Below are 26,870 nucleotides of genomic sequence, written 5' to 3' on the forward strand. Positions count from 1 at the left end.
CGTGGGCGGGTGGGTGCTCCCACCGCTTTCCAGAGACGTCGTAGCCCGCACGGTCCTCGGTGCCTGAGAGATTGACGGGGAGGTATTGCTCCTTCGGCGTCCGGATCGTGCTCCGGAACTCTCCCATGCGGCGGCGACGTACCCCGAATTCTAGGCTACGTTCGACCCCTTGCGCTCCCACGGGCCCGGCCGCGGGGTGTGCCGCGCGCCACGTCGACCGCGTGGGCGCCGGATCGGGCTATCCGGCGCGGCTGGCCCGGTTCTTGCGTCGTGACGCGAGCTCGTCCTCCGGGCTCGGTTCACTCTCGCCGCCGTCGGCCCGCTCGGCCGGGAAGTCCGCGATCGTGCCGGTCAGCTCGCGCATCGCGCCACTGACCGCGATCCCGAACACACCCTGACCACCCTGCAGGAGGTCGACGACCTCTTCGGCGGAGGTGCACTCGTAGACGGTGGTGCCGTCGGAGAACAGCGTGATCTTGGCCAGGTCGCCGACGCCGCGCTGACGCAGGTGGTCGACGGCGACGCGGATGTTCTGGAGCGAGATGCCGGTGTCCAGCAATCGCTTCACGATCTTGAGGACCAGGATGTCCTTGAACGAATACAGGCGCTGACTGCCGGATCCGGCTGCGCCACGGATCGACGGCACGACCAGCGAGGTGCGCGCCCAGTAGTCGAGCTGGCGGTAGGTGATGCCCGCGATCTGACACGCGCTCGGCACCCGGTAGCCCACCAGGTCGTCCGGCACCGAGTCATCGGGAAAGAGGCCCGGCTGAAGATCCTCGACACCCTCGGACGGGGCGAGGCCGCGCTGAGGCTCTTGCGGATGATCTCCCACTGACTGCTCCCTCTCGCATGGAATTCCATACCGTGGATTCGACTCAGAGTACGCCTCGGGGTGAATCACATGGTGTGCGTTCGATGGATCAAAGCTATTGCGACGATTGACCAGGGTCAATGCAACACGCCGAAGTCTAAACCTCAACTTGAGGGTGAGACCTTTTCGTTGCCCAGGCCATGAACTCGACACCGTCTCTCGACAGCGGGATCACACTAACCGTCAGTTGCCTTGAAATCGTCCGGCGACACGGATTCGAGGAACTCTTTGAATTTCTCGACCTCGTCCTCGCGCTCATCGGGCATCACCAGCCCGGCCTCCGCCAGCACCGCTTCGTCCGCAAAGATCGGCACGCCTGCCCGCAGCGCGATGGCAACCGAATCGGACGGCCGCGCCGAGATCCTCAGGTCGTCGGCGAAAACCAGGTCGGCATAGAAGGTGCCCTCCTGCAGATCGACGATCCGGACCTCGCGCAGCGCGTTGCCGAGCGCCGTGATGAGCGTGACGATCAGGTCGTGGGTGAGCGGCCGCGCCGGCTCCACGCCCTGCTGCTCCAGCGCGATCGCCGCGGCCTCGGTCTGACCGATCCAGATCGGCAGGTACCGATCCCCGTCGGCCTCCCGGAGCAGCAGTACGGGCTGATTCTGTGGCTGCTCGACACGAATCCCGATCACACGCATCTCGCTCATCGCGTCTGCCTCCCGTCTGATCAGCCTCACCGGCGTCGACCGCATTCATCGCATGAAGCCGTACCCAAATTCTAAGCGAACCCGGCGACCCATTCGACTCTCGCCGAACAGGTGCAGGTCGTCACGTGTCCGGCCAGGGCGATCGTCAGCGGTCGAGCGCGCCGCGCACGGCCGCCTTGACCAGACAGGTGTGCAGGGTGAGCGACAGCGCGGCGAGTTCACGCACCATCTCCTCGGCGCGATCACGCGCGCCCGCGTCCCTGCCCTTCGCGACGGGACCGGCGATCTGGGCGACCAGACCGGCCTCCCTGTCGGCCGCGAGCTTGAATGCGCGCAGGTGCCGCACCTCGAGTCCGAACTCGGACATCGCCTTTGCCGCCCGCGCCAACGTGACCGCATCCTCGTCGAAGAAGCCCGCGACGCCAGGCACGATCAGCCCGCTGCGCAACAGTTCCGCCAGGAACGCCTCGTCCGCGCCTGATCGGGCGATCAGGTCGGTGCGGCTGATGCGGACCTCGCGATTGGCCCGGAACTCCTCGGGCGAGACCTCGCCGGGGGCGATGGCAAGGGCCCGCGGCCGACGCGGGGCCGACTCGGTCGAGCCGACCACCGCGACGCCGCTGTCGATCGCCTCGAGCTGTTCCTTGATCACCTTCAACGGCAGGTACTGGTCGCGCTGCGCGGTCAGCACGAACCGCAACCGCTCACAGTCGGACAGCGAGAAGCGTCGGTAACCCGACGGGGTCCGCTCCGGACTGATCAGCCCCTCCGCCTCGAGGAAACGAATCTTCGAGATGGTGATGTCGGGGAAATCGGGACGTAGCCGATCCAGGACGGAGCCGATCGACATCCCGCCCTCGGTCCGCTGCCCGACCGCCGTCATCAGCTACCCGCACCCGCAGCGGAACTACCGGCGCCGCGGGGGCCGGTGAGGTACACGAGTCGGAACTTTCCGATCTGCACCTCGTCACCGTTGACGAGGGTGGCCGAGTCCACCGGCTCCCGGTTGACGTAGGTGCCGTTGAGGCTTCCGACGTCGACCACCTGGAACTCGTTCTGGTCCTGCCGGAACTCGGCATGCCGACGGCTGACCGTGACGTCGTCGAGGAAGATGTCGCTGTCCGGGTGACGGCCCGCCGAGGTGGTGGGCTGGTCGAGCAGGAATCGGGAGCCCGCGTTCGGGCCACGCTTGACGACGAGGAGCGCCGAACCGGCGGGCAGGCCCTCCACTCCGGAGACCTGCTCAGCGGCCTGCGGAGCAGCGGTCGCGCTGTCCAACTCGTTGAGGAAATCCGCCCGGAAAACCGACGTTGTCTCAGCCGGCGATTCTCCAAAAACCGCGTCGCTGTCGTTCTCGCTCACCGTTTCTCCTCCTGAAGTCCGATCGGTCCGGGAACCCTCCCGGACAAATCTTCTCAACACAATCACTTTCCGATACGGACCTACGCCCCGACAAGGCGGATGTGCTCCCTATCGACCGTACCCTGCGAATGCCTCCCACGTGGGCACTCGCAGGTCGATCCACGCGTGTCCTAGCCGCCCGCGATGTCCTGGTAGCCCGGCGCGTCCAGCATCGCGTCCAGCGCGGAGTCCAGCGTCGCCTCGTCGGCCACCTCGAGATCGACCAGCCAACCGTTTCCGTACGGCTCAGAGTTCACCAGCTCGGGGCTGGACTCCAAATCCGCATTGGCCACAATGACTTTCGCGTTCAACGGAGCGTAGATGTCCGACACGCTCTTCGTCGACTCGACCTCACCGAGCGACTCGCCTGCGACAACGGCCTCGCCGACCGCGGGCAGCTGCACGAAGACGACGTCACCGAGCTGCGACTGCGCGAAATCGGTGATCCCGATCCGCACGGTCGTCGGCCCGGTCCGCTGCACCCATTCGTGCTCCGCGGTGTAGCGCAATTCGGCCGGGATGTTGGTTTCGCTCAAGGTGAGAAGTCCTTTCGATCGCACCGGCGCGCGACAATACCGCGCGGTACCGGATTCAGTTTCCTGGCTGAGCGTATTGACGAGGCTTCGTCTCCCGCAAGGCGGTGATCGTGACCTGCTGAGATTGCTCCACTGTCAGCCGTCCACCGCTGCGGCCGACGGTGTCGATCACCCCGCCGGGAATGTTCAGAGCGGCCGCAAGGGTCGGCGGATCGCCGATCGCGCGGACCTCGTACGGCGCCCGCATGGCGGTGCCGTCCACCTTGATCTGACCGGCGGAGCCGGTGACCCAGGAATCGACGCCGATCCGGACCGGCTCGCCGCCCTCACCACGTATGGAGATCGCCTCGGCGCCCGCAGCCCGCAACTCCTGGATGAGGTCCAAGATCACCTCGGAGCCGACATTCGTGCCCGGGTCCGCGACCGTCAACACCACGCCGGGGCCTGCCGCGGGCACGGCTCCCACCTGGATCGACAGCGCGGTCAGGCGCGCCCTGGCCTCGTCCAGCGCGGCCTGCGACCCGCCGCCGCTGCGCTGGAGGGTCGCAAGGGTCTCCTCGAGCCCGGCGATCTCCTGCCGCAGCGAGGCCTCTCGCTGGCCCAGGTTGTCGAGTAGCACCAGCAGGTCCGCGGGGCGCGCCGAGTCCAGGGTGTCGCCCGAACCGGTGTTGCGCACCTGGGTGGCGATGGCGACCCCGAGCGCGGCCAGCAGCAGCACGGCCAACAGCCCGAAGACGACCCTGGAGCGGCGCGCCGAGGCGGACAGCTCGGTGTGCCACTCGTGCTTGCCCTCATGCCCGTTCACCGCCGATCACGCACCGAACAGCCGGCGCCGCAATGCGGCGGCATTTCCGAAGATCCGGATGCCGAGGACAACCACGATCGCGGTCGAGAGCTGCGTACCCACACCCAACTGGTCACCGAGCCACACGATCAGCGCCGCGACCAGCACGTTGAACACGAAGGACACGACGAAGACCTTCGCGTCGAAGATCTCGTCCAGGTAGGCGCGCAGCCCGCCGAACACGGCATCCAGCGCCGCGACCACGGCGATGGGCAGGTACGGCTGGATCGCGTCCGGGACCTGCGGACGGAACACCACGCCCGCGACGATCCCCGCGACGAGCGCGAGCACCCCGTAGACGGCGTATCCGTTCTTGACTGCCTTGACCGGCTTCACTGTCCACCCATCTCGTGTGCGGTTCTGATCTCCCTGGCGGTCGCGGCCGGGAGGCTGACATCTTCTTCTTCGGCGACGGTGAAGCCCACCCCGTACAGCTGCGCGACGCCCGACATCCGCAGGTACGCGTCGCTCACCACGAATCCGGTCTGCAACCGGTCCGCCGGCCCGATCGCCGAGATCGAATACGGCGAGAACACCGGCTGGTTGTCGACGAGCATCGCCCCGCCCGCCTGGCGGATGGTGGCCGAGGGACCGATGCGGACCCCGCCGACCGCGACCGCCTCGGCCCCGCTCGACCACAACGCGTTGACCACCGACTGGATGTCCCGGTCGAGGACCACCGCCTTGGCCGGGCCGGCGCCCGGCCTACCGCGGTCGGACAGGTCGGGACGGGCGGCGGGGTCGGTCAGCGTGACGGTCAGCCCGGCGCCGTGCACAGCGTCCAGCCCTGCGGCCTCTTCCATCGCGCGCAGCCGGGCCAGCACGTCGGAACCCTTGGCGTCACCCGCGAGCACCCTCGAGCGCAGTGCCTCGGTCTGTGCCGCCAGCTCGTCCCTTGTGCCCGCGAGGCCGCCACCGCGTTCCTGGGCGGCGTGGACCTTGCCCAGGATCTCGCTGCGCACCTGATCGGTGCCCGGCTCCCGGTCGTCTGCCTGTGCGTAGGCGATCCCGAAGATCAGTCCGAGGGCGATGCCCCCGGCCACGCACCAGCTCCCGGAATGCAGCGGACGGTGCAGGGAATGCCCCCTCGCCCGGTCCTCCGCCGCGGCGGCGTAGCCGGGGTCGAGATGGTCGTTCATCAGCGACCGGAGCAGCGAGGGCACCGGATTGCGGCGGACCTCGCCGTCGGTCACCGCGCCCGGTCCGATCGTGGGACCTCCCGCGCGATGTTCCGCGCGGCGAGCAGGTACAGGATCGCGGTCCACACGTAGAGCCCGGTCCCCCACACGAGTAGCGCATAACCCCAGGCCCTGGCGATCGGCGCGAACGCCCAGTCGCCCTGAGCGGCGAGTATCAGCGGCAGCGCGAACATGAGCGCGAAGGTAGCGGCCTTGCCGAGGTAGAGCACCGCCGGCGGCGGCAGACCGCGCCTGCGGTAGATCGGCAGGGTGAGCGCGAGGATCACGTCCCTGCCGATCAGCACCGCCGCCACCCACCACGGGATGATCCCGCGGATCGCGAACGCGACCAGGGTGGAGACCACGTACAACCGGTCCACCAGCGGGTCCAGCAGCGCGCCGAGCCGCGAACTCTGGTTCAGCAGGCGCGCGAGCTTGCCGTCGGCCCAGTCGGTGAACCCGCTGAGCATCAGGATCGCGAGCGCCCACCCGTCGGCATGCGGGCCGAGCAACAGGTAGACGAACAGCGGGACACCGACGAGCCGGACCGCACTGAGCAGATTCGGCACGGTGACGATCCGGTCGGACATGATCGGCGCGGTCGCGACGTCCGCCACCTCGCGTGGCCGGTCTCCGCTGCCCATTCGTCCCCCGTGTCCCTCATCCGTCAACTGCATCGTCCGCCAATTGCTTCGAACAGCTTTTCACACGGCGGACCGGGGTGCCGGGACGCGGGCGACCGCATCGGCGGTCAGGCTGCCCAGGTAGAGCCAGCCATCGGCCTCGCGGACACCGGTGATCGGCGCGTAACTGCCCGCGCCGCCCTGCAGGCTGTGCACGACGGCACCCGAGGCATCGAGCCCGAGCACCCAGCCACGGTGGTCGGGTTCGGGCTGCGCCCACCGCGGCAGGTTCGCGGCGACGACCCGGAGCGCCGGATGTGGGGCCAACAGGTCCAGCAGGCGCATCCGGGGGCTGTACAGCGCCACCCAGAACACCCCGCCTGCCGTCTGCGAGGTCAGGTTGTCGGGGAGGCCGGGCAGGTTCTCGGCCCAGATCGACACCCGCCCCGTCTCGGGGCCCGCGAGCTCGACCCGGCGGATCTGATAGGCCCCGGTCTCGGCGACCACCACGAAGGACTCGTCCGCGGACAGCCCGACCCCGTTGGCGAACTGCAGCCCGTCCGCGAGCAGGTCGGTCTCCCCCGTCGCCGGGTCGAAGCGGATCAGCCTGCCGGTGCCACCGTGCTCGAGCACGTCGGTGCGGTGCTCTGCGACGGAGAACTTCGACGAGGAGTCGGTGAAGTAGATGGTGCCGTCCCGCCCGACGGCGGAGTTGTTGCACGCCACCAGCGGTCGCCCGAGCGCGGTGTCGGTGAGGGTCTCGATCCGACCGGACTCGTCGACGCGGAGCACGCCGCGCTCGCAGTCGCAGATCAGGTACCGGCCGTCGTCGAGGATCTCGACGCCGAGGGGTCTGCCGCCCGTGTCGGCGATCAGCGTCGCGCGGCCTGCCGCGTCGAAACGCCACACCTTGCCGTCGTCGGTGCCGGTGATCAGCCGCCCCTCGTGGTCGACCGCGACGTCCTCGGGTCCCCTGCTCCCCGGCGTCGCCCAGCGCTCGGCACCGTCGAGCTCGGCGCTCGGGGCGAACGGACCCGTGAGCGGTGGCGGGGTCGGCGGGTGCCACGCCACGGGATCGATTCCGGTCCGGTCGAGGCCGCGCAGGGCCGAGAGCAGGATTCCCATGGCGGCCACGGTAGACGTCACCCGGTCCGCCCGCAGTGCCTTCCGGCGCCTTCTCCGGCGCAGGCAGACCTACCTGGACGCGAAGTCCGGCTGACCGAGGTCGTCGACCCTCGTCGCCCGCCCGTGCAGGGCCACCTCGCGGAACTGGTAGATGATCGCGGCGGTCGGCGCGAAGATCCGTGCGCCGCGGAACGGCCACTCGATCAGCGGCGCCGCGACCCCCTCGAGCGAGCGGAACTGCGGTTCGTGGTCGAGTTCGGCCAGGCTCACCTGGAAGACGTACTCCACCTCGTCGGGGTTCGGCCGAATCGGCTCGTCGAGCTCGCCAACCCAGATCACCACCGGGGTGATGACGTAGCCGGACCTGGTCACGAAGTCGTCGAGCCGGCCGAGCACGGCCGACGGCTGCGCCTGCACCCCGAGCTCCTCCGCCAGCTCCCGCAGCGCCGCGTCCCCAGGCGACTCCCCCGGGTCTATGCCACCGCCCGGCAACGCGAACTGGCCGGGATGTGCCCGCATCGTGCCGGGACGCACGGTGAGCAGCAGCGCCGGTACCCCGTCGGTGGTCACCACCGCCAGCGCGACCGCCGCGCAGCGATGCCCTGCGCGTTCGACGGCGCGCGCGTCGAACGACGCGATCGCGGCGGCGCAGGTGTCACGAGTGAGGGCGGGCTCCCGGTCTGCGTCCATCCGTCGACCCTAGCCCGCCCCGAAAACGAGAAAGGCGGCTCCGGATTACTCTGGAGCCGCCTTCTTCGGTCGGGCTGACAGGATTTGAACCTGCGACCACTTGACCCCCAGTCAAGTGCGCTACCAAGCTGCGCCACAGCCCGTCCACTCCCTTGCGGGCGCTCGATGAGATTACATCAGTGACAGTCGACAGAGCGAATCGGCTGCTCGCGGCGGGTTTCGACCTCGGAGACCACCCCTCGAACGACACTGGCAAGCCCCCGGTTTCGGGGACTTGCCAGTGTCGGGTCGGTCTCTGCAGTCGTCAGCGCTTGCCGCGATCGCGCTTCTCGCGCACGCGCACCGAGATGCGCACCGGGCTGCCGTCGAAGTTGAACTCCTCACGCAACCGGCGCTCGAGGAACCGGCGGTAACCGGCCTCGAGGAACCCGGTGGTGAACAGCACGAACGTCGGCGGGCGGGTGCCGGCCTGCGTGGCGAACATGATCCTCGGCAGGCGACCGCCACGCATCGGCGGCGGTGTTGCGGCCACGACCTCCTTGAGCCAGGTGTTCAAGCGGCCCGTCGGGATCCGCTTGTCCCACGACTCCAGCGCGGTCTCCAGCGCGGGAACGAGCTTCTGCACGGCGCGACCGGTGTGCGCCGAGATGTTGACGCGCTGCGCCCACGGCACCCGGACCAGCTCCCGGTCGATCTCCTTCTCGAGCATGTACCGGCGGTCCTCGTCGACGAGATCCCACTTGTTGAATGCGAGCACCAGCGCGCGGCCGGCGTCGGCCACCATGCTCAGCACCCGCAGGTCCTGCTCGGTGATCGGCTGCGAGGCGTCGATCAGCAGGATCGACACCTCCGATGCCTCGATCGCGCTCTTGGTACGCAACGACGCGTAGAACTCGTGGCCGCTCGCGTGGCTGACCTTCTTGCGCAGTCCCGCGGTGTCCACGAAGCGCCACACCTTGCCGCCGAGCTCGACCAGCGAGTCGACCGGGTCGACGGTGGTGCCCGCGACGTCGTGCACGACGGACCGCTCGGTGCCGGAGAGCTTGTTGATCAGGCTGGACTTGCCCACGTTCGGCTTGCCGACCAGCGACACCCGGCGCGGTCCCTGACCACCGGTGCCCTCGCGAGGCGTCTCGGGCAGCACCTCGAGGATCTCGTCGAGCAGGTCACCGGTGCCGCGGCCGTGGATGGAACTGACCGAATAGGGCTGGCCGAGGCCGAGCGACCACAGCGCCGCGACCTCGGACTCGGTCCGCTCGTCGTCGACCTTGTTGGCCACCAACAGAACCGGGGTCTTCGAGCGCCGCAACACCTTGGCGACGGCCTCATCCGTCGCGGTGGCGCCGACCACCGCGTCCACCACGAGCACGATCGCGTCGGCGGTCTGCATCGCGAGCTCCGCCTGGCGGGCCACGGACTGCTGCAGCCCCTTGGCGTCGGGCTCCCAGCCGCCGGTGTCCTGCACCATGAATCGGCGACCGGCCCAGTTCGCCTCGTAGGAGACGCGGTCCCTGGTGACCCCGGGGATGTCCTGCACGACGGCCTCACGGCGGCCGATGATGCGGTTCACGAGCGTGGACTTGCCGACGTTCGGACGTCCGACGATGGCGAGAGTCGGGACGGCGACGTGGCCCTCGCCCTCTTCACCCTCCTCGAAATCGACGAGCTCCCAGTCGGATTCCTCACTCCAGGTGCCGTCGCCGGCGATCGGGCCGCCGAGGTCAAAGCTGTCGGTCACTGCACTGCTCCAGTTCTGTCACGTACCACCAGCAGCAACCTGCCGATCACGTCATCGATTCCGAGTTCGCTGGTGTCCACGATCACCGAGTCCTCGGCGGGCCGGAGCGGGGACACCGCTCGGGTGGAGTCCAGATGATCGCGGCGCTCGACGTCGGCGAGCACCGCCTTGTAGTCATCGCCCCTGCCCTCGGCGATGTTCTGCGTGTTCCTGCGCTCGGCCCTGGCCGCAGCGGAGGCGGTCAGGTACACCTTCACGTCCGCATCGGGCATCACGACGGTGCCGATGTCGCGCCCCTCGACCACGATCCGCTCGGTGCGCGCGATGAACTCGCGCTGCTTCTCGACCAGGATCGTGCGCACCTCGGGCACCGCCGAGACCGCGGACACGGCCTGGGTGACCGCGCCGCCGCGGATCTCGTCGGTGACATCCTCACCGGCGAGCAGCACCCGGTCCGAGGCCGGATCGGTGCCGATGGTCAGCTCGAGCGCCTTCGTGGCCGCGGCCACCGCCGCCGGGTCACTCGGGTCGACGCCGGAGCGCAGCACGTGCAGCGTCGCGATCCGGTACATGGCACCGGTGTCGAGATACTGCGCGGCGAGTCCGGTCGCGAGCCGCCTTGCGACGGTCGATTTCCCGGTACCGGACGGCCCGTCCATGGCCACCACCAGGCGGCCTGCCTCGCTCACAGTCCGACCGCCTTGTACAGCGCGCCGACCTCGCCGGGGCCGATGACCCGCAGGGTGCCCGGACGTCCGTCCCCGAGCGCGACCGGTCCGATGTCGGTGCGCACCAGCCGGACCACCGGATGCCCGACGGCCTCGAGCAGGCGACGCACGATGTGCTTGCGGCCCTCGTGCAGCACGACCTTGACCAGGGACTTGCCCTGGTTCACGTCGAGCAGTGCGTACGAGTCGACCTTGGCAGGGCCGTCCTCGAGCTCGACGCCCGCCTTGAGCGTCTTGCCGAGGTTGCGGTCGACCACGCCGGACACCGTCGCGAGATAGGTCTTGGGCACCTCGAAGGACGGGTGCATCAGCCGGTGCGCGAGATCGCCGTCGTTGGTCAGCAGGATCAGGCCCTCGGTGTCGGCGTCGAGGCGCCCGACGTGGAAGAGCCGCTGGCCTGCGGAGACCCGCTCGGAGACGATGTCGCCGATGCAGGGCCTGCCGAGGTCGTCGGACATGGTGGACTGCCAGCCGCGCGGCTTGTTGAGCGCGATGTGGACGAGATCCTTCTTGACGACGACGCGGACGCCGTCGACCCGGACCACCGCGTTCTCGGGGTCGACCCGCAGGCCCTGCTCGACGACGATGCGGCCGTCGACCTCGACGCGGCCCTGCTCGATCAGTTCCTCGGCGGCGCGACGCGAGGCGACTCCCGCCTGGGCGAGCACCTTCTGCAAACGCATGCCCTCGCCCGCGGGCAGCTTCGCGGGACCCTGGCCCTCGGCGTACTGGTGGCGGGCCGGCTTGGCGTTGCTGATGGTCGGCGCGACGGACTGCGCGCGCTGCGGCTTCGGCGCCTTGGGCTTGCCCCGCTTGGACAGCTGCGGCGCGGGCCCTCCGCGGGGGTAGCCGCCGGTCTTGCGCGGTGCCGCGCCGCGTTCGGTGCGATCCTGGGCGCCGCGCGGTGCGCCGGCGCGCTGGGAGCGGTCCTGCGAGCCGCGGGATTCGCCGCTCCGCGGTGCCGCGCCGCGCTCGGTGCGGCCGGAGGAGCCCCGGGGGGCGCCGCCGCGCTCGGTGCGATCGTAGGAGCCGCGGGATTCGCCGCCACGGGCGGAATCGCGGGGTGCCGAGCCCCTCGACCCCGACCCCTTCTGGGGCGAGTCCCTTCGGCTCGAGCTCTTGTGGGCGGGATTGCTCCTGCCCCGGTCCGGTGTGCCATCACGGCGAGCGGAATTGTTCACTTGGGTGTCCTGTCACTCTTCACTATCTATGCCGGGATCCAATACGGGTTCGGATCCCGCCCTGCCGGCTCCCAATTTGGTGAACCGAGGGTCTGACTCCATGTCGTCACTGATGTCGTCGATGACGTCGACGTCGGGCAGCAGCGGCGCCAGCGCGGGCAGGTCCGCCAGCGAGGCGAGTCCGAGCCGCTCGAGGAAAAGCTCCGTCGTCGAGTACGTCGTCGCGTTGGTCTCGGAGTCCACACCGGCCTCCGAGATCAGTCCGCGGGCGAGCAGGGTTCGCATGACGCCGTCCACGTTGACGCCACGAACCGCACTCACCCGAGCACGGGTCAAAGGTTGACGGTACGCAATAACTGCCAATGTTTCCAAGGCCGCGCGTGTGAGCTTCGACCTAGCGCCGTCGAGAAGCAGCCGCTCGACGTACGGCGCGTACTCGTTTCTGGTGTAGAAACGCCACCCGTCGCCTGCGTACCTGAGGTCGATCCCGCTGCGTCGGGCTGTCAGCGCCGCGGACATCCGGCGCAGCGTCGCGTCGACCCGGCCGGCCGAGTCCCCGACCGCCGACGCGAGGGCCTCGTTGCTCGCGGGCGAGTCCACGACCAGCAACACCGACTCCAGTGCCGCCTCCAACTCGTCGTCCTCGAGCCGGTCGTCGAGGTCGAGCGCACCCTCGTCGTCGAGCTCCGGCGCCTGATCGAGCTCGCTCATCCGTAATCCTCCGCACTCACCAGCGTCTGCCCGTCCGCGTCGACGTCACCGGTCCAGCTGACCATCAGTTCCCCGAGCGGCTCCGGCTGCTCGAACGCGACCGCCTTCTCGCGGTATAGCTCGAGCAACGCCAGAAATCTTGCCACGATCTGCACCGTCAGGTCGCAGCCCGCGACGAGGTCGCCGAACGACGCCCAGTTCCCCTCGCCGCGCTGTTTGAGCAGCTCGAGCACCATCGAGGCCTGCTCGGGTACCGAGACCGTCGGGACGTGCAGGTGATCGAGGCCGACGGTCGGCACCGGTCGCGGTGCGAAGGCGGACGCTGCGATCTCCGCGAACCTCTGCGGGTCGACGCCGAGCAGGACCTCGGGCAGCAGTCCGGCGAACTGGTCCTCCAACGACACCGAGCGCGGGTAGCGGCGCAGGGCCGCCGACTCGAGCTCCGCGAACAGCATCGCGACCTGCTTGTAGGCCCGGTACTGCAGGAGCCGCGCGAACAGCAGGTCTCTTGCCTCCAGCAGCGCCAGGTCCTCGGCGTCCTCGACCTCGCCTGAGGGCAGCAGCCGGGCGGCCTTGAGGTCGAGCAGAGTGGCGGCGACCACGAGGAACTCGGTCGTCTGGTCGAGGCTCATCTCGCTGCCAAGCGATCTGGTGTATGCGATGAACTCGTCGGTGACCTGGTGCAGCGCCACCTCGGTGACGTCGAGCTTGCGCTGGTTGATCAGCGTCAGGAGCAGGTCGAACGGCCCCTCGAAGTTACGCAGCTTCAGCCGGAAGCCCGGTTCGTCCGGTGTCGCCTCGGCGGTCGACGGCAGTTCCTCGATCGGCGTGTCGTCCACGGTCCCCAAAGCGTGTGGTTCCCCTGACGGAACCTCGGCCACTCGCTCGGCCTCGTCGGTGTCCATCTACCGTCCGGACCGGTGGATCACCTCACGGGCAAGAGCCCGATAGGCCTCCGCACCGCCGGACTTCGGTGCCCACGTGGTGATGGGTTCGCCCGCGACGCTGGTCTCGGGGAATCTCACCGTCCGGTTCACCACCGTGTCGTAGACCAGGTCGCCGAACACCTCGACGAGCCTGGCCATGACCTCGCGCGAGTGCAGCGTCCTGGCGTCGAACATCGTCACCACGATGCCGGAGAGCGACAGCTTGGGGTTCAGGCGCTCGTGCACCTTCTCCACCGTGTCGTTGAGCAGCGCCAGCCCGCGAAGGCTGAAGTACTCGCACTCCATCGGGATGATCACGCCCTCGGCGCAGGCAAGCGCGTTGACGGTCAGCAGCCCGAGCGAGGGCTGGCAGTCGATGAGGATGTAGTCGTAGCGGTCGAGCACCGGGTACAGCACCCGCCCGAGCGTCTGCTCGCGGCCCACCTCGGTGACGAGCTGGATCTCGGCCGCGGACAGGTCGATGTTGCTGGGCAGCAGGTCCAGGTTCTCCACCCGGGTGCGCATCAGCACCTCGTCGATGGAGACCCTCGGCTCGACGAGCAGGTTGTGCACCGTCAGTTCGAGGTCGTGGTGCGCGACGCCGAGGCCTGCGGACAACGCCCCCTGTGGGTCGAGGTCGACGAGCAGCACCCGGCGGCCGTACTCGGCCAGCGCGGCGCCCAGGTTGATCGTGGAGGTCGTCTTGCCGACGCCACCCTTCTGGTTGCACATCGCGATGATCTGCGCGGGGCCGTGGGTGGTCACCGGCGTCGGGTCGGGTACCTCGCGAAGCGGTCGGCCGGTCGGACCGAGCGACGACTCTGCGGGTGCGGCACCGTTTCCCTCGATGCGGTCGGTTTGTGGACGGGTAGGCGGTTCCGGCTTCCGGGTGTAGAAGTAGGCACCCGAACGCTCGGACTCCGCCGCTGGCGGCTGCGGTGTCACCACGGTCTGCTGCTCCCCTGTCTGTTGTCCCTGATGGACAAACGCTACCGCCTGGCGGGCGGCGTTCGGCCAACGGACACGCGGGGCACGGCTATGGGCTCGATCATGCACGGCGCTGAGCAGCGCGATCCGCGACCCCAGCCGGGTGGCCGCTCGCTGAACATCTCGGCCTCGATGTCGACGGTCACCACTTACGGCGCCTGCTCGCCGGGCTCCCCCGGCGCGGATCGGCGCGCGGCAGCGGCGAGCACCTGCGGGCCGGTGACAAGCGCCCTCCGCCACGGCGCGACACCGTCGATCTCGATTTCGATGGACAGACTCAGGACGGTCCGGATCAGCACGATCATCCCGAGCACGGCGACGTCCGTCAACGAGGGCACGGACGTGACGGTCTTGACGATGTCCGCCGCGACCAGCAATTCGAGCCCGAGCAGGATCGCCCCACCCAGTGACTCCCGCAAGCTCTTGAACGCCCGTCCGCCGTCGCCGGTCCGCTTCCACGTCCGCGCGGCGAGAACGAACGCGAAGGCGAACCCCACCACCATCGACAGGACACCGAGAACCTCGAACAATTCCGTCACCAGTTCGAAGAATCGGACCGTGTCCATGCCCTCACCCCTTCACAACGCCCGCGGATGGGCTCCGGCCCAGACCTCGCGCAGCGCACCGACTGTCACGAGGGTGTAGATCTGTGTCGTCGTCACCGACGCGTGCCCGAGCAGCTCCTGCACCACCCGGATGTCGGCGCCGCCGTCGAGCAGGTGGGTCGCGAACGAGTGCCGCAGCGTGTGCGGCGACACCCCTTCGCCGATCCCGATCCGATCGGCCGCGCTCCGCAGCACCTGCCAGGCGCTCTGCCTGGAGAGTCGCCCGCCCCGGATGTTCAGGAACACCGCAGGTCCGCCGCGGACAGCGTGCGCCGCGCGCCCACGGACCAGGTACGCCTCCAGGGCGGCGATCGCGGGCCTGCCGATCGGCACCACCCGTTCCTTGCCGCCCTTGCCGCGCAGCAGCACCGCGCGGTCGACCGCGTCGATGTCGTCGATGTCCAGCCCGACCGCCTCCGAGATGCGGGCGCCCGTCGAGTAGAGGAGCTCGAGCAGCGCCCGATCTCGCAGGGCCCGCGGCTGATCGGCCGCGTCGGGGCCACCGGTGGCCTCGAGCAACGCCAGCACCTGGTCGACCGGCAGCGACTTCGGCAGCTGCTGGCCGGGCGCGTGCGGCTTGACCTCGCGCGCGACGTCGACGGCTGTGATGCCCTCGGCGGTCGCGAACTTGTGCAGCCCGCGGACCGCGATCAGTGCCCGAGCCGTGGAGCTCGGGGCCAGCGGCGGGAGCTCCGCCACTGGATCGCCCTTGCGCAACGCGACGACGAAGCCGCTGATCTCCCGTTCCCGCACCGCGGCCAGGTCGTCGATCCCGAGCTCCGCCAGGTACCGCTGATAGCGGATCAAGTCACGCCGATAGGAACTGAGGGTGTTCGCCGCCACCCCGCGTTCGACCGCGAGATGGTCGAGGTACGTCTCCACCTGGTCGGCGAGCACGCCTACGCCCCGTCGATGTTCGCTCCGCCGGCTCCGCTCGAGCCGTCGATGTTCGCTCCGCCGGCTCCGCTCGAGCCGTCGATGTTCGCTCCGCCGGCTCCGCTCCGGCCGTCGTGCCTGCGCCGCGCCATGGCCATCGGACGATCGACCCAGTCCGAATCCGCAGGCCGGCCGGTCACATCAGGACGGCCGTCGCGGGCCCTGGCGGCGGCGAGCGCGAGGATCCCGGACAGCGCCGTCGCGTTCACGATCTCCCCCGACAGGGCCCGGCCGACGGCCTCCTCGACCGGGACCCGATCGACCTCGAGGTCGGCCTCCTCGTCGGTCGGGGTCGGCTGGTGCGCGTCGGTGAGGCCGGTCGCGAGGAACACCCGCACCACCTCGTCGGTGAAGCCCGGCGAGACCGCGACGTCCACCAGCACCGACCACCGCTCGGCGGCGAGGCCCGTCTCCTCGGCCAGCTCGCGCCGCGCCGCGTCGACGGGATCCTCGTCCGCCTCGTCGAGCAGTCCGGCGGGCAGCTCCCAGACACGCCTGCCGAGCGGGTGCCGATACTGGTTGATGAGAATCAGCCGGTCCCGCTCGTCGACGGCCACGACGGCGACCGCGCCGTAGTGCTCGACCACCTCGCGATCCGCTGCGCGGCCGCCGGGCATGGCCACCCGGTCGACCCGCAACGTGATGATGCCGCCCTCGTACACGGTTCGCGTGTCGAGGGTCTCGAACTCGTGCTCTCCCGGCCTGCTCATCGTGTACCGGTGGGTCAGCGCACGATCGGCGCGTCGACCGACTCGACGTCGTCCTCCGCGGACTCGGCGTCCTCCGGGTGCACGTCCACCTCGAGCCGCTCGGCGGCCTTGTACTTCAGCGCCGCGCTGATGAAGGCCGCGAACAGCGGGTGCGGCCGGGTCGGACGGCTCTTGAGCTCCGGATGCGCCTGCGTCGCAACGAAGAACGGGTGCTTGTCCGCGGGCAGTTCGACGAACTCGACGAGATGGCCGTCCGGCGAGGTGCCACTGAACTTCAAGCCGCTCTTCGCGATCCGGTCCCGGTACGCGTTGTTGACCTCGTAGCGGTGGCGGTGGCGCTCGGAGACGTTCTCGGAGCCGTATGCCCGCGCGACGACCGAGCCCTTCTCCAGGACCGCAGGGTAGGCACCGAGGCGCATGGTTCCGCCGAGGTCGGCCTCACCGGCGACGATCTCCTCCTGATCGGCCATCGTGGAGATCACGGGATGCTTGGTGTCCGGCTCGAACTCCGCGGAGTTCGCGTCGTCGAGGCCAACCGAACGCGCGGCCTCGATGACCACGGCCTGCAGTCCGAGGCACAGGCCCAGCAGCGGGATCCCGCGGGTGCGGGCGAACCGGATCGCGCCGAGCTTGCCCTCGATGCCACGGATACCGAATCCACCGGGGATCAGCACCGCGTCGACCTCGCCGAGCTTCTCCTGTGCTCCTGCCTCGGTCTCGCAGGCGTCGGAGGGCACCCAGTCGATCTCGACCTTGGCGCGGTGGGCGAACCCGCCCGCCCGCAGTGCCTCGGTCACCGAGAGGTACGCGTCCGGCAGATCGACGTACTTGCCGACCAGCGCGATCCGAACCGATTCGCGCGGCTCGTGCACGCGCTTGAGCAGGGCACCCCACACGGTCCAGTCGACGTCCCGGAACGGCAGTCCCAGCTTGCTCACGACGTAGGCATCGAGTCCCTCACGGTGCAGCACCTTCGGGATGTCGTAGATGGACGGGGCGTCGGGCGTCGAGATGCAGGCGTCGACGTCGACGTCGCACATCAGCGCGATCTTCGACTTCAGCGGCTGCGGCACGTCGCGGTCGCAGCGGAGGATCAGCGCGTCCGGCTGGATACCGATGTTCCGCAGCGCCGCAACCGAGTGCTGGGTCGGCTTGGTCTTGAGCTCGCCGGAGGGGCCGAGGTACGGCACCAGCGAGACGTGCAGGAAGAAGACGTTGTCCCTGCCGATGTCGTGCCGGACCTGTCGTGCCGCCTCGAGGAAGGGCTGCGACTCGATGTCGCCGACGGTGCCACCGATCTCGGTGATCACCACGTCCGGGCTCTGGCCCTCCGCGTCCGGACCGCTCATGGCGAGGATCCGGCTCTTGATCTCGTCGGTGATGTGCGGGATCACCTGGACCGTGTCGCCCAGGTACTCACCGCGCCGCTCCTTGGCGATGACGGACGAATAGACCTGGCCGGTGGTGACATTGGCGATCCCGGACAGATCCCGGTCCAGGAAGCGCTCGTAGTGTCCGACGTCCAGGTCGGTCTCCGCGCCGTCCTCGGTGACGAACACCTCGCCGTGCTGGAACGGGTTCATGGTGCCCGGATCGACGTTGAGGTACGGGTCCAGTTTCTGCATGGTCACCCGCAACCCGCGCGCGGTGAGCAGCTGCCCGAGGCTCGACGCCGTCAGACCCTTGCCGAGCGACGAGGCAACGCCCCCGCTGACGAAGATGTGCTTGGTGGCGGTACGCGATTGACTGCGTGAAAGTGGCAAAAGAGCTCCCGTGACGACCTTGCAGGGCTTGGCTAATGGTAGAGCTGGGGCCTGCCGACCCACGGGACTTCACGGTAACACCAACGCGCCGGTTTCTCCGCATGGCACGCCGCGAACCGCTGGTCATGGCCCCGTGGGTCGCACATTCGCTGTGATCTCAGCCGACCGGAGCGCCGACTGTGATCGCCGTCGCGTTCGGGCCGGTGCCGTACCGGCCCGCCTGCCCCGCGAGCTGTTCCTGCAGACCGAGTGCGGTGGTGATCCGGCCCGCTTCCCTGTCCACGTTGTCGATGGTGGTCACGCCCGACGACAGAGCCGTGTCGGACCGGACAACCGCGATCGGACCGTTGCCCGCGGCCGCGCCCGGCCTGCCCGCCAGCACGGTGCCCGCGCCGCGGGAGTCCATCGCGCCTGCGAAGCGCGCGATGATCGCACCCCGGTTGCCGCCCTCGGACCCGTCCGGCGCCTTGCCGGAACCGGTGAGCACCACCGCGAGCTGGGCGGGCTTGACCGAGCCGTTGTCGTAGGCGATGAACCCGCCGGATCGGAGCGTCTCCAGCGCGAGCGCCAGTTCCTCGGGCGTGCTCTGCGGCTGCGCGCTCTGGGCGTTGAGCAGGAGCACCGAACCGAGCAGATCGCCCGCAAGGCTGCCCTGGTCGACGGCACCGGTCCTGAGCTGGACCCCAGCCGGGATCACGTTGGTGATCGTGGTGCGCAGCTGATCGCCGTTGGCGGCGTCGACGAACGAATCGGTCAGGGAGACCCGGCCGGTCACGGTCCCGCCAGCCGCGCCGATCATCCTGGTGACGCCCTCGAGATCGCCGGGGTCGGCGTCCGGCGAGGTCACCAGGATCACCGTGCGCTGGGCGAGGGCGTCGTGCACCACCCGGCCGGACACGGCCGCGTCGAACCCATCTGCGGAGTTGAGCTGCTGTTCGAGCTGGTTGTTCGTTTCCTGCAGGGCGTTGACCTGGCCCTGCAGCTCCGACTTGTCGTCCCGGAGCCCGGACAACAGACCGCCGGAGAGGGTGCCCGAACCGAGCACCACCCCGACGGCCAACGCCAGGAAGATCGCCGCTATCGAGATAGCGTGTTGACGCATAGAAATCACTTGAGCAGTCCCTGCACCCACGTCGCGAAGCTGTTCCAGGTCGCGATGGCCCAATCGAGGGCCTCACCGCCGATGTTCGAGACGACCAGCGCGACGATCACCGCCGTCAGCGCGGCCAGCACGAGCAGCGCGATGGCGCCGCCCGAGACACGGCTGCGGTACAGCGTCGCGACCGCCTTCGCGTCGACCAGCTTGGGTCCGACCTTGAGCCTGGTCATGAAGGCCGCCGGATTGCTCTCCCGCCTGCCACGGTCGAAGAACTCGTCCAGCGAGACGGTGCTGCCGACGGTGACGATCAGCGAGGCGCCATGGTGGTCCGCGAGCAGCAGGGCCAGGTCCGCGGGGGCGCCGGAGGCAGGGAACGTCATCGCCCCGATCCCGAGGTCCTGGATGCGCTCGAGGCCCTTCGCGTGCCCGTCCGGGTCCGCGGGGAGCACGACCTCGGCACCGGACTTGAGGGTGGCGCTGCTGATGTCCTCGGGGTCGCCGACGATCAGGTCGGGGCGGTAGCCGGCATCGGCCAACGCGTCCGCGCCTGCCCCGACCCCGATGAGGATCGGCGAGTACTCCTTGATGAACGGCTTGAGGCTCTTCAGATCGGCGACGTGGTCGGCTCCATCGGCCACCACGACCACGTGCCGGTCCTGCAGGTCGACGTCGATGTCGGGGACCCCGACGCCGTCGATGAGCAGCGGACTCTCGGTCCTGATGAACTCGATGGTGTTGCCGGAGAAGGCCTCCAGGTGATCGACCAGACCGGTCTTCGCCTCGATCATGAGATCGGAGATCTCGGCCTCGCTCTGCTCGACGCCCTTGGCGAGCCTGCGTTCACCGGCGTAGACGCCGCCCTCGTTGAGGCGGACTTTAGCCCCGTCCTTGACCTTCTTGAAGACCTCGTCGCCGACGGAGTCGATCAGGGTGATCCCGTTCGCGACGATGACTTCTGGCCCGAGGTTGGGGTAGCGGCCGGAGATGGACGGTGACACGTTGACGACCGCGAGCACCCCGGCCTCCACCAACGCGTCGGCGGTGATCCGGTCCAGATCCAGTTCGTCGAGGACCACGATGTCGCCTGGGCCGACGCGACGCAACAGCTTCGTCGTGTCTCGGTCGACCCGGGCGATGCCGCTGATCCCCGGCAACGATTCGGTGTTTCGTGACAACAGGGACGGCATCTTCATGCCATCGATGATGACCCCGACGAGGCCCGGACCAGCGGAGGCGCGCCGACCCGAGCTGACAGGAGGCGAATCGGGGCCGCGGCCGACCGGAGGCGCCGGGACGGACCCCGCGCCTATTCGACGCGCGCGGCCTTCGCCGTTGCCAACAGCTCCTCGGCGTGCGCGCGACCGGTCTGCGTGTTGTCCAGACCCGCAAGCATCCGGGCCAGCTCCACCACGCGCTCGTCATCCGTCAGGGTGCGCACCCCGCTGTCGGCACCCTTGCGGCCGTCGACCTTGTCCACGACCAGATGGGTGTCGGCAAAGGCGGCCACCTGCGGCAGGTGCGTCACCACGATCACCTGGTGGGTACGCGCCAGGCGCGCAAGGCGCCTGCCGATCTCCACCGCGGCGCGACCGCCAACGCCCGCGTCGACCTCGTCGAACACCATCGTCGCGCTGCTCTCGGCGCCCGCGAGCACCACCTCGAGGGCGAGCATCACCCGCGACAGCTCACCGCCCGAGGCGCTCTTGCTGATCGGGAGGGCCTGGGCCCCGCTGTGCGCGGCGAGCCGGAACTCCACCTCGTCGACCCCCGCCGACCCGGCGTGCAGCTCGCGACCGTCCACCGTCAGCGGCGCGGAGTCCTGGGCACCCGCCACCAGCGGCTGCACGGTGACCTCGAGCCGGGCCTTGCCCATCGCGAGACCACCGAGTTCGGTGGTCACCGCCTTGCCGAGCTTGACCGCGTACTTAGTCCTCGCCTGGCTCAGTGCGCCCGCGGCGACGGCCACTGCGGCCGCGCAGTCGTCCACCCGGGCCGCCAACGCCGCCAGCGCCTCGGCGGAGACGTCGATCTTGGACAACCGCTCGCGGGCCTGATCGGCCCAGGCCAACACCCCGTCGACGTCGGCCGCGTACTTCCTGGTCAGCGTCTTGAGCTCGGCCTGCCGGTTCAGCAGGGTGTCGAGCGCACCCGGATCCGACGGCAGGTCCGCGAGATAGCCGGTGAGGTCGGACGAGACGTCGGTGACCACCGCGATGGCCTCGGCGAGACGCGGGCCGAGCGCGGTCAGTGTCGGATCGTCCGAGGACTCGATCCGGGCGCGCGCATCCCCGAGCAGGTCGAGCGCGCCGACGCCGTCGGCACTGTCGTCGGCACCGTCGGCGGCCCCGCCGAGCAGGGCGGCCTGCGCCTCGGCCGCCGCCGACCGCAGCGAGTCGAGGTCGCTCAGGCGCCGGACGTCGGCGACGATCGCCAGGTCCTCGCCCGGTTGGGGGGCCACCGCGTCGATCTCGTTGAGCCCGAACTCGAGCCGGTCGACCTCCTGCGCCAGCTCCCTGCTGCTGCGGGTGCGTTCGGCGAGCTCGTCGCGGGCCTCGATCCACTCCGCACGCAGGGACCGGTACTTGTCGAGCAGGGACCCGATCGGCGCGCCGCCGAACTCGTCGAGGGCCTGGCGCTGCTGATCGGGACGCTGCAACCGGAGTTGGTCGTTCTGACCGTGCACCGTCAGGAGGGGGCCGGTCAGCTCGGAGAGGGCTCCCGCGGGCACGCTTCGCCCGCCCAGGTGGGCGCGAGAGCGTCCGTCGGTGCCCACGGTGCGCAGGGCGATGATCGTGCCGTCCTCGTCACGCTCCGCGCCGGTCGACTCGAGCAACCGGTCGACCTCGGAGACCACCCTTGCCGACGCGTTGGCGGTGGAGAACCTGCCCTCCACGACGGCCCGGTCGGCGCCGAGCCGCACCCGGCCCGCATCGGCGCGGGCCCCGCTGAGCAGGTGCAGGCTGGTGACGACCATCGTCTTGCCCGCGCCGGTCTCACCGGTGAGCACCGTCAGCCCCTCGTGGAACTGGGCTGCCGCCTTCGAGATGACACCGAGACCGTCGATCCGGATTTCAGCGAGCACTGGTGTTGCTCCCTTCGCCGTCGGCCCTTCGTCCCCGCCAACCCTTGACCGGGAGCTCGAACTTGCGCACCATCCGGTCCGCGAACGGTGCGGAGTCGAGCCGGATCCACTTCACCGGCTCCCGACCCCTGACCACCTCCACCCGGCCTCCCGCGGGGAGGTTCATGGTGCGGCTGCCGTCGCAGAAGACCAGTCCGTTGTGGCCCCCGGCGAAGGTCTCGACCGCGATCAGCGATTCGGGGCTCGTCACCAGCGGTCGCGCGAACAACGCGTGCGCATTGCTCGGGATCACCAACAGGGCCTCGAGCTCGGGCCACACCACAGGACCGCCGGCGGAGAACGCATACGCGGTCGATCCGGTCGGCGTCGCGACCAGCACGCCGTCGCAGCCGAAGGACGAGACGGGACGGCCGTCCACCTCGAGGACCACCTCGAGCACGCCGAGCCTGGACACGTTCTCGATGCTGGCCTCGTTCAGCGCCCATCCGCGGTCGATGATCTCGTCGTCCACCCGGATGATCACGTCGAGCGTCATCCGGTGCTCGACGCGATACTCGCGCCGCACCACCATCGCGAGGGCCTCCTCGAGATGCTCCGCCTCGGTCTCGGCGAGGAACCCGATCCGGCCGAGATTGATGCCGAGCACCGGAATCGATGCGGCCCTTGCCAGTTCGGCTCCCCGTAGGAACGTGCCGTCGCCGCCGAGAACCAGTACCAACTCGCAGCCGACCGCGGCCGACAGACCCGGCTCGACGACCCGCAGCGCGAGATCGGGCAGGCGGAAGGAGTCGTGGTCGTGCGCGGCGGTCGGGTCCGTCCGGTCGGCCTCGGTTGCCAGCACCCGCAGTCCGATGCCGGCCTTCTCGAAGATCTTGGCCACCCTCAGTGCGGTGGCGGTGATCTCGGCCCTGCCGGTGTGGGCGACGACCAGGATCTCGCGGCCGGGCGAAGGCGTCCCCACTTCCGAGCTCACTGGGGCCCCTCCTGTACCGCTCGCTCGATGACCTCGCGCACCGAATCCACCCCTGGTTCAGCCTGTTTCCTCAGCCACAGGAAGTACTCGACGTTGCCCGACGGTCCTGGCAGCGGGCTGGCCACCGCCCCGAGGGTCCGGAGCCCGAGCGCGTCCGCGGCCTCGGCCACCTCGACGACGGCCTCGATCCTGAGCGCGGGATCGCGCACGACGCCGCCGGATCCGACCCGGTCCTTGCCGACCTCGAACTGCGGTTTCACCATCGGCACCAGGTCGGCGCCGTCGGCGGTGCAGCGGACGAACGCGGGCAGTACGAGCTTGAGCGAGATGAACGACAGGTCCGCGACAACGACCTCGACCGGTCCCCCGGTCTGCTCGGGCTCCAACGAACGAACGTTGGTCCGGTCCACGACGGTGACGCGGTCATCGGACTGCAGACGCCACACCAACTGTCCGTACCCGACGTCGACCGCGACCACCTCGCAGGCGCCGCGACTGAGCAGGACATCGGTGAACCCGCCGGTGGAGGCACCGGCGTCGAGGCACCGCTTGCCGTCGACGGAGAGCCCGGACGGCTCGAAGGCCTCGAGCGCGCCGAGGATCTTGTGTGCGCCGCGCGACGCCCACGAGACCTCGTCGACTTCCTCGGTCACCAACAGTGGGGTGCCCGCCTCGACCGCGGTCGCCGGCTTGACCGCGACGGTTCCCGCGATCAGGACCCGACCAGCGCCGATCAGCTGGGCTGCGTGTTCTCTTGATCGGGCCAATCCCCGCCGAACCAGCTCGGCGTCGACCCGTGCGCGCCGAGCCACCTCAGATCTTGTCCACTGTGGCCAGCGCGTGCACCAGGACCTCGTGCGCTCGCTCGAGGATCTGGGCCTGCCCCGGGATCCGGCCGTGACCGGTCGTATCGTCGTCCGCCGGCCCCACCGAGTCCAGGCGCGCCAGCAGTCCGTCGACCTCGGCGTGGATTCGGTCGGGGTCGACGGTGGTCGGCGGTCCGGGAAGGTGCTGCCCGGGGCGTGGCATTGGCGTACTCATCGGGGCCAACGCTAGCCGATTCGAGGCCCGCACGCCCACACCGCGACACGGCGCGAATCCACCCGCGGCGCCGGTTCCGCGATCAACCGACGAGGTCAGCAACGGCCGCCGCGGCGACCGGGTCCTCGGCCCGCAAGCCCTCGAACCCGGGTCCGGCCCAGGCCGCGTCCAGCACCGATCGGACGACATCGAGACGGTCAGGGGTCGACGCTCGATCGCACGACACGACGAGGTCGGAGTCCTCGCGCCGCACGCTCACCCCCGGATGCGGGCGGATGCTCAACCGCTCGGCAGGCAGATCCAGCTCTGCCAGCCGGGAGGCCAGATAGGTGGGCCGGTACGACTCGGGCGCGCGCAGCAGGTCCGCGACGGAACTGACACCGCTGAGCACAAGCAACGAGTCGACACCCACCGCGTTCGCACCCGCGATGTCCGTGTCGATCCGGTCCCCGACGACCAGCGGCCGCTCGGAACCGCTGCGCTGGAGGGCGTCGTCCATCAACGGACGGGCCGGCTTGCCCGCGACCAGCGGCTCCCGGCCGGTCGCGGCCCGCACGGCCGCAACCATCGCGCCGTTGCCGGGGCACAGCCCGCGTTCGGTTGGCAGCGTGGTGTCGACGTTCGAGGCCACCCAGAGCGCTCCCGCCCGGATCGCCAGCGTCGCCTCCGCCAGGATCGCCCAGCCGGTCTCCGTGGAATGCCCCTGAACGACGGCCATGGGGTTCTCGTCGAACCGCCGGACGGGCCGGAGCCCGACCAGACGAACCTCCTCGGCGAGGGCCTCGGTGCCGACGACCAGGACGGACGAGCCCTGATCGAGACCCTCCGCCAGCAACCGTGCGGCGGATTGCGAACTCGTCACCACCTCCGATTCGGCGGTGGGGAAACCGAGCTCGCGCAGGTGCAGCGCGACCGCGAGCGGGCTTCGGCTCGCATTGTTCGTGACGTAGAACAGCCGCGCGGACCCGCCGACGAGCGCCTCCCTTGCCCCGGGGATCGCGTGTTCACCCTGGTACACGGTTCCGTCGAGGTCCAGCAGCAGCACATCGTGCAGGTCACGCAGTGACGGCGGGGTCCCCACCGTCACTGGTCGCCGGAGAGTTCGGCCACCCGATCCTCTGCGTCCGTGTCGCCGTCGTGATCGGCGGCCGCGGAGTTGAGGAACCACTTGAGACCGTCCTCCACGCGACCGGCCGCCACCAGGGCGTCGGCGTACGCGTAGAACAGGCGGGCCGCGGTCGGACCCTCCTTGGCCGCATCGAGTTCCGGAGTCTGCAGCGTCACCACGGCCTGATCGAACTGGCCGAGATCCATCCGGGCGCCCGCGACCACGATGCGGAGCTCCGTCGCCTCGTCACCGGAGAGGGTCCTGGCCTCGTCGCTGCGCCCGAGCTCGATCGCCCGCTCGGGCCTGCCGAGGCCGCGTTCGCAGTCGGCCATGACGGCGAGCAGTCCTGGTCCGCCCGCCATCCGCCGAGCGGCACGCAGCTCGGAGAGGGCCTCGGCCCACTCGCCCGCGTGATAAGCGGTGATGCCTGCGGTCTCCCTGACCACGGCGACACGGCCGGCCCGCTGCCGCGCGGCACGCGCATGGGCCAGCGCCAGACGCGGGTCGTCGTCGATCAGCTTGCTCGCCATCACCAGGTGGCGGGCCACCGCATTGGCGTTCGACTTGTCGAGGCTGAGCAGATCCCGACGAACGGCCGGGTCCAGTTCGCCCGCCTGCACGTCCTCGGGCAGATCCGGTTCCTCGGGCCGCGGGGCACGCCGCTCGGCGTGCGCTCCGCCGTCGCGCGGGGGCGGGCCGAAGCTGCCCTCACCGCCACGACGCCTCGGCGGGCCGTCGCCGCGCCGATCCGGACGGCCTCCGCCGCCACGGGCTCCGCCGCCGGTGTTGCCGCGGGGACCGCCGGCACCTGCGCCACGGTTGTCCCCCGACCGACTGCGGTCAGAACCGCCGCTCCCATACGAACGACGGCCGTCGTTGTTGTCCGACACAGCATCTCCTTTCAGACAACACACGCTATGCATAGAAAACACGAAAGGGGACCCAGTATATTGGGTCCCCTTTCGGTAACGGATGTTCGGCGGTGTCCTACTCTCCCACACCCTGTCGAGTGCAGTACCATCGGCGCTGGAGGGCTTAGCTTCCGGGTTCGGAATGGAGCCGGGCGTTTCCCCTCCGCTATGGCCGCCGTAACTCTATGAAACTGTCACACATTCAATTCCCCCGCCCGAACCACATCCCACAAGTGGGGTGTGTTGGGGGTGAATGGTATCTGTGTGTTGTTTCAGATACCGCACAGTGGACGCGTAGCTTCTTTGTGGTAAGTCCTCGGCCTATTAGTACCAGTCACCTGCACACGTTACCGTGCTTCCAGTTCTGGCCTATCAACCCGGTGGTCTGCCGGGGGCCTTACCCCCTCGAGGGGGTGAGAAACCTCATCTTGGAACAGGCTTCCCGCTTAG

At 69.5% G+C, this 26,870-nt stretch carries 29 protein-coding genes, 1 tRNA gene, 2 rRNA genes and 1 riboswitch; all 32 genes read right to left on the reverse strand.

What is annotated here, in order from left to right:
• Nucleotides 1-40 precede the first annotated feature (40 nt).
• Nucleotides 41-136: riboswitch (glycine riboswitch) on the reverse strand.
• Nucleotides 137-238: 102 nt separating this feature from the next.
• A complete protein-coding gene (locus tag BR31_RS0123435; protein ID WP_027503118.1) occupies nucleotides 239-835 on the reverse strand; it encodes a MerR family transcriptional regulator in 597 nt (198 codons plus the stop codon).
• A 215-nt stretch (nucleotides 836-1,050) separates the two neighbouring features.
• The gene (locus BR31_RS0123440) at nucleotides 1,051-1,524 is read right to left on the reverse strand and encodes a bifunctional nuclease family protein (protein WP_027503119.1); all 474 of its coding nucleotides are present in this window, start codon (nucleotides 1,522-1,524) and stop codon (nucleotides 1,051-1,053) included.
• Between the two features lie 145 nt (nucleotides 1,525-1,669).
• Nucleotides 1,670-2,407, reverse strand: coding sequence for a transcriptional regulator FtsR (gene ftsR / locus BR31_RS0123445; protein WP_027503120.1), 738 nt, complete (start codon nucleotides 2,405-2,407; stop codon nucleotides 1,670-1,672).
• Nucleotides 2,407-2,886: a glycogen accumulation regulator GarA gene (gene garA / locus BR31_RS0123450; RefSeq protein ID WP_027503121.1), complete on the reverse strand. Its 480-nt coding sequence runs from the start codon at nucleotides 2,884-2,886 to the stop codon at nucleotides 2,407-2,409. The genes ftsR and garA overlap by 1 nt, the downstream gene beginning before the upstream one ends.
• Nucleotides 2,887-3,056: 170 nt before the next feature.
• Entirely contained in the window at nucleotides 3,057-3,461 is a 405-nt protein-coding gene (gene gcvH / locus BR31_RS0123455; protein WP_027503122.1) for a glycine cleavage system protein GcvH, read from the reverse strand.
• Between the two features lie 55 nt (nucleotides 3,462-3,516).
• Nucleotides 3,517-4,266: a DUF881 domain-containing protein gene (locus BR31_RS0123460; protein WP_027503123.1), complete on the reverse strand. Its 750-nt coding sequence runs from the start codon at nucleotides 4,264-4,266 to the stop codon at nucleotides 3,517-3,519.
• Between the two features lie 6 nt (nucleotides 4,267-4,272).
• Nucleotides 4,273-4,641 (reverse strand): small basic family protein, encoded by a 369-nt coding sequence (locus BR31_RS0123465; protein WP_027503124.1) that lies wholly within the window; start codon nucleotides 4,639-4,641, stop codon nucleotides 4,273-4,275.
• Nucleotides 4,638-5,444, reverse strand: coding sequence for a DUF881 domain-containing protein (locus tag BR31_RS0123470; protein WP_051637688.1), 807 nt, complete (start codon nucleotides 5,442-5,444; stop codon nucleotides 4,638-4,640). Before BR31_RS0123470 ends, BR31_RS0123465 begins: the two co-directional genes overlap by 4 nt.
• A gap of 50 nt (nucleotides 5,445-5,494) precedes the next feature.
• Nucleotides 5,495-6,127: a cardiolipin synthase ClsA gene (locus tag BR31_RS0123475; RefSeq protein ID WP_027503126.1), complete on the reverse strand. Its 633-nt coding sequence runs from the start codon at nucleotides 6,125-6,127 to the stop codon at nucleotides 5,495-5,497.
• A 60-nt stretch (nucleotides 6,128-6,187) separates the two neighbouring features.
• Complete coding sequence (locus tag BR31_RS0123480; protein ID WP_027503127.1) at nucleotides 6,188-7,231, reverse strand: SMP-30/gluconolactonase/LRE family protein; 1,044 nt, start codon at nucleotides 7,229-7,231, stop codon at nucleotides 6,188-6,190.
• A 69-nt stretch (nucleotides 7,232-7,300) separates the two neighbouring features.
• Nucleotides 7,301-7,921, reverse strand: coding sequence for an NUDIX hydrolase (locus BR31_RS0123485; RefSeq protein ID WP_027503128.1), 621 nt, complete (start codon nucleotides 7,919-7,921; stop codon nucleotides 7,301-7,303).
• 69 nt (nucleotides 7,922-7,990) lie between these two features.
• Nucleotides 7,991-8,064: transfer RNA gene (locus BR31_RS0123490), tRNA-Pro, on the reverse strand.
• A 161-nt stretch (nucleotides 8,065-8,225) separates the two neighbouring features.
• Nucleotides 8,226-9,659 carry a ribosome biogenesis GTPase Der gene (der, locus tag BR31_RS0123495; protein WP_027503129.1) on the reverse strand — a complete coding sequence of 478 codons (1,434 nt, stop codon included), beginning with the start codon at nucleotides 9,657-9,659 and terminating at the stop codon, nucleotides 8,226-8,228.
• Nucleotides 9,656-10,318 carry a (d)CMP kinase gene (gene cmk, locus BR31_RS0123500; protein WP_197023699.1) on the reverse strand — a complete coding sequence of 221 codons (663 nt, stop codon included), beginning with the start codon at nucleotides 10,316-10,318 and terminating at the stop codon, nucleotides 9,656-9,658. The genes der and cmk overlap by 4 nt, the downstream gene beginning before the upstream one ends.
• Nucleotides 10,319-10,344: 26 nt before the next feature.
• Entirely contained in the window at nucleotides 10,345-11,568 is a 1,224-nt protein-coding gene (locus BR31_RS31285; protein ID WP_081830651.1) for a pseudouridine synthase, read from the reverse strand.
• Nucleotides 11,569-11,580: 12 nt separating this feature from the next.
• Nucleotides 11,581-12,279, reverse strand: coding sequence for an SMC-Scp complex subunit ScpB (gene scpB, locus BR31_RS0123510; protein ID WP_027503132.1), 699 nt, complete (start codon nucleotides 12,277-12,279; stop codon nucleotides 11,581-11,583).
• A complete protein-coding gene (locus BR31_RS0123515; protein ID WP_027503133.1) occupies nucleotides 12,276-13,184 on the reverse strand; it encodes a segregation and condensation protein A in 909 nt (302 codons plus the stop codon). Before BR31_RS0123515 ends, scpB begins: the two co-directional genes overlap by 4 nt.
• Entirely contained in the window at nucleotides 13,185-14,054 is an 870-nt protein-coding gene (locus tag BR31_RS0123520) for a ParA family protein (protein WP_442970242.1), read from the reverse strand. It abuts the gene before it with no gap.
• A 287-nt stretch (nucleotides 14,055-14,341) separates the two neighbouring features.
• Nucleotides 14,342-14,758 (reverse strand): DUF1622 domain-containing protein, encoded by a 417-nt coding sequence (locus tag BR31_RS0123525; protein WP_027503135.1) that lies wholly within the window; start codon nucleotides 14,756-14,758, stop codon nucleotides 14,342-14,344.
• 12 nt (nucleotides 14,759-14,770) lie between these two features.
• A complete protein-coding gene (locus BR31_RS0123530) occupies nucleotides 14,771-15,694 on the reverse strand; it encodes a site-specific tyrosine recombinase XerD (protein WP_027503136.1) in 924 nt (307 codons plus the stop codon).
• Nucleotides 15,695-15,696: 2 nt separating this feature from the next.
• A complete protein-coding gene (locus BR31_RS29840; protein ID WP_081830652.1) occupies nucleotides 15,697-16,443 on the reverse strand; it encodes an NUDIX domain-containing protein in 747 nt (248 codons plus the stop codon).
• A gap of 14 nt (nucleotides 16,444-16,457) precedes the next feature.
• Nucleotides 16,458-18,206, reverse strand: a complete 1,749-nt coding sequence (locus BR31_RS0123540; RefSeq protein WP_027503137.1) for a CTP synthase — start codon at nucleotides 18,204-18,206, stop codon at nucleotides 16,458-16,460.
• A 157-nt stretch (nucleotides 18,207-18,363) separates the two neighbouring features.
• On the reverse strand, nucleotides 18,364-19,317 hold the full coding sequence (locus BR31_RS0123545; RefSeq protein ID WP_027503138.1) for a copper transporter: 954 nt from the start codon (nucleotides 19,315-19,317) through the stop codon (nucleotides 18,364-18,366).
• Nucleotides 19,314-20,498, reverse strand: a complete 1,185-nt coding sequence (gene steA, locus BR31_RS0123550) for a putative cytokinetic ring protein SteA (RefSeq protein ID WP_027503139.1) — start codon at nucleotides 20,496-20,498, stop codon at nucleotides 19,314-19,316. Before steA ends, BR31_RS0123545 begins: the two co-directional genes overlap by 4 nt.
• A 113-nt stretch (nucleotides 20,499-20,611) precedes the next feature.
• Nucleotides 20,612-22,387 carry a DNA repair protein RecN gene (recN, locus tag BR31_RS0123555; protein ID WP_027503140.1) on the reverse strand — a complete coding sequence of 592 codons (1,776 nt, stop codon included), beginning with the start codon at nucleotides 22,385-22,387 and terminating at the stop codon, nucleotides 20,612-20,614.
• A complete protein-coding gene (locus tag BR31_RS0123560; RefSeq protein WP_027503141.1) occupies nucleotides 22,377-23,360 on the reverse strand; it encodes an NAD kinase in 984 nt (327 codons plus the stop codon). The genes recN and BR31_RS0123560 overlap by 11 nt, the downstream gene beginning before the upstream one ends.
• Nucleotides 23,357-24,172, reverse strand: coding sequence for a TlyA family RNA methyltransferase (locus BR31_RS0123565; RefSeq protein ID WP_027503142.1), 816 nt, complete (start codon nucleotides 24,170-24,172; stop codon nucleotides 23,357-23,359). The genes BR31_RS0123560 and BR31_RS0123565 overlap by 4 nt, the downstream gene beginning before the upstream one ends.
• Nucleotide 24,173: 1 nt before the next feature.
• Nucleotides 24,174-24,401 carry a hypothetical protein gene (locus tag BR31_RS0123570; RefSeq protein ID WP_027503143.1) on the reverse strand — a complete coding sequence of 76 codons (228 nt, stop codon included), beginning with the start codon at nucleotides 24,399-24,401 and terminating at the stop codon, nucleotides 24,174-24,176.
• 82 nt (nucleotides 24,402-24,483) lie between these two features.
• Nucleotides 24,484-25,488 carry an HAD-IIA family hydrolase gene (locus tag BR31_RS0123575; RefSeq protein WP_027503144.1) on the reverse strand — a complete coding sequence of 335 codons (1,005 nt, stop codon included), beginning with the start codon at nucleotides 25,486-25,488 and terminating at the stop codon, nucleotides 24,484-24,486.
• Nucleotides 25,485-26,399 carry a tetratricopeptide repeat protein gene (locus BR31_RS0123580; RefSeq protein ID WP_442970241.1) on the reverse strand — a complete coding sequence of 305 codons (915 nt, stop codon included), beginning with the start codon at nucleotides 26,397-26,399 and terminating at the stop codon, nucleotides 25,485-25,487. Before BR31_RS0123580 ends, BR31_RS0123575 begins: the two co-directional genes overlap by 4 nt.
• A gap of 84 nt (nucleotides 26,400-26,483) precedes the next feature.
• Nucleotides 26,484-26,600: ribosomal RNA gene (rrf, locus tag BR31_RS0123585) — 5S ribosomal RNA — on the reverse strand.
• A gap of 124 nt (nucleotides 26,601-26,724) precedes the next feature.
• Nucleotides 26,725-26,870: ribosomal RNA gene (locus tag BR31_RS0123590) — 23S ribosomal RNA — on the reverse strand; the annotation flags it as partial.

The sequence above is a fragment of the Rhodococcus sp. UNC363MFTsu5.1 genome (assembly GCF_000686785.1).
In the GTDB taxonomy this organism is placed as follows: domain Bacteria; phylum Actinomycetota; class Actinomycetes; order Mycobacteriales; family Mycobacteriaceae; genus Rhodococcus_G; species Rhodococcus_G maanshanensis.